A 2,726-nucleotide genomic window follows, 5' to 3' on the forward strand; every position below is an offset into this window, starting at 1 on the left:
AGCAACGATAAGTCGAGAAGCCCCCACTTCAAGCGACCTGTAAGGGTGGTAAGTGGTGGGAGTAGTTCACTCCCATGATTAATAATAGTAATGCTAAGATACCAATTGCTACAATTACCAATGGCATTGTAATTCCCCCTAAGATGTCTAATTGTTTTTTTCATGAATGAAGCGTTAACAATTTTGTGCGGGGATCAGATCCCCCTTATTTAATCAAGCTTCGTTGATAGTTAGCAATTTTTGAATAATCATCCTCCAAAGCTCGCGATAAGCTGATAAAAATCGGTACAAGCTGCCTGTATTCCTTTGCGGCATCTTCATCTGGTGTATGCTTGTGAGTGCTGCCAATCATTTCAGAAGCAACTTCAAAGGAATCGATTTTTCCAGTGGCATAAAGCCCGAGGATGCAGGCGCCAAGGCAGGAGCTCTCATAGCTTTCAGGCACGACCACCTCAAGATCGAATATGTCGGACATCATCTGGCGCCATAGATCCGATCGTGCGAAGCCGCCGGTAGCCTGGATTCTTGTTACTGGAGTCTCCATTGCTTCAGTAAGTGCCAAGAAGACTGTGTAAAGGTTAAAAATAACCCCCTCTAATGCTGCACGGATCATATGCTCTTTTTTATGGGACATCGTTAGTCCAAAGAATGATCCGCGGACATCCGGATTCCATAGAGGAGCTCGCTCACCTGCGAGGTATGGATGGAACAGCAACCCTTCTGAACCAGGTCTTACACGTTCTGCGATTTTCGTTAACACATTGTAAGGGTCGATTCCTAAGCGTTTTGCCGTCTCCACTTCGGATGCAGCAAATTCATCTCTAATCCAGCGAAGAACCATCCCGCCATTATTGACCGGTCCTCCGATCACCCAGTGATTTTCCGTTAATGCGTAACAGAAAATCCTCCCTTTTTCATCGGTTTGCGGCTGATCGATAATCGTGCGGATCGCACCGCTTGTTCCGATTGTCACTGCGATTTCTCCCTTGCCAATCGCATTTACGCCGAGGTTAGAAAGAACACCGTCACTCGCGCCGATCACGAAAGGAGTTTGCGGGTTGATCCCGAGTTGCTTGGCGATCTCTGGATTTATACCTGTAAAGATCTTTGTTGTTGAGACAAGCTCCGATAATTGATTTTTATTGATTCCCGCAATTTGAAGCGCCTCTTCATCCCAATCAAGCTTTTGAAAATTCATCATCCCCATTGCAGATGCAAGCGAATGGTCAACGACGTATTCATCAAAGAACTTTTTAAAAATGAATTCCTTGATGCCAATGTATTTTTTCGCTTTTGCGGCGATTTCAGGACGCTCGTTCACAAGCCAGGTGATCTTGCTTAACGGCGACATTGGATGGATCGGAGTTCCCGTCCGCTTGTAGATTTCATGCCCATTCAGCTCCGCTTTGATTTTGTGCGCCCATGCTTCACTGCGGTTATCCGCCCATGTGATGCATGGTGTTAGTGGCTCGTCGTTTTCATCGATCGCAATGACACCGTGCATCGCGCTGCTGAAGGAAATGAACGCTAGCTTTTTTTGCTGATGGGGTTTCATAATTTTTGTGATCACAGTCAGGACTGCCATGTAAATCTCTACTGGGTCCTGTTCGGCTGTGGAAATATCCGGCGTGTGAAGCGGATAGCCGACATTCTCCTGCTGAATGACCTCGCCTTTTTCACTGAAAAGGACGGCCTTGGTGCTTGTCGTGCCGATATCGACTCCCAACATATATTCACTCATTTTTTTCAACTCCCTTGGAAAGCGTTTGCTGCGATATCCAAAGGTCATCTACTTTACCTTGAACATCATCAAAATTTTGGTGTAAGGATTTAATCATAAGCTCGCGATTCTTTGTTTTGATAGCTTCAATATAAAGTTCGTGATTCTCGAGAATGCGTTCGAAATCCTCGTATTTTTCGTTAATCCTTGTGCGCATGGATAAAAGAATGAACGCTTCCATTACCGGTTTCGTGTTATCCCAAATCATTTTGATATAGGAATGGTCAATGGTGCGGATAATGGTTTCGTGGAAGAGCACGTCCTGAAGACTGAATTCATCTGCATCCATGTACTTAATGGCAATTTTCATCATTTCGAGAATTTTGCTCAGCTCAGTGACGAGATTTTTTGTATCTATTTTTATCAGCCGTTCAAAAACAAATGATTCAATCAATAAGCGGACGTCATAAATCTCTTCCACATCCTTTTCGGTTAAACCGATGACGACCGCGCCCATTCTCTCCAGACGAATCAAGTTTTCTGCGGCAAGAATTTTCAGCGCTTCACGAATGGGTGAACGGCTGACCCCAAAGTCCGCAGCCAACTTGTTTTCCGTAAGAGTGGCACCGCTTTCAATCTTCCCTGAAATAATCTGCATTCTCAGCTCACTTGCAACACGATCGCCGGTCGACGACTTCGAAAGCCATTTTTGAGGATAAAGAAATTCATTGTTTTCGTTCATTTCCTCACCTTCCTGGTTAATCAAGTATACTTGTATACAAGTATTATAATATGAATCCGGAAAAATGCAAGCGTTTTCTATTATGATTATTTTGCCAAATTGTTTTGGTTTCATTTTGGTTGGGAGAACAAGGTTGACGAAAGTGCATCACATGAGCCATTTGATCAAGAAATGGAGGGTTTACGGGCACATAAAAGGGAAACATCTGCCCGTGAAAGAGCGGATGCGAGGATGAGGGTACATAAAAGGGAAACATCTGCCCGT

The 2,726-nt window shown here is 44.3% G+C and carries 2 protein-coding genes; both read right to left on the bottom strand.

Features of this window, described 5'->3' with window-relative positions:
* Positions 1-205: 205 nt before the first annotated feature.
* Positions 206-1,741 carry a gluconokinase gene (gene gntK, locus UB32_RS16810; protein WP_044395888.1) on the bottom strand — a complete coding sequence of 512 codons (1,536 nt, stop codon included), beginning with the start codon at positions 1,739-1,741 and terminating at the stop codon, positions 206-208.
* Positions 1,734-2,462, bottom strand: coding sequence for a GntR family transcriptional regulator (locus UB32_RS16815; RefSeq protein ID WP_044395890.1), 729 nt, complete (start codon positions 2,460-2,462; stop codon positions 1,734-1,736). Before UB32_RS16815 ends, gntK begins: the two co-directional genes overlap by 8 nt.
* Positions 2,463-2,726: the final 264 nt, after the last annotated feature.

Source organism: Mesobacillus subterraneus (assembly GCF_000934845.1).
GTDB classification, from domain to species: Bacteria; Bacillota; Bacilli; order Bacillales; family Cytobacillaceae; genus Mesobacillus; species Mesobacillus stamsii.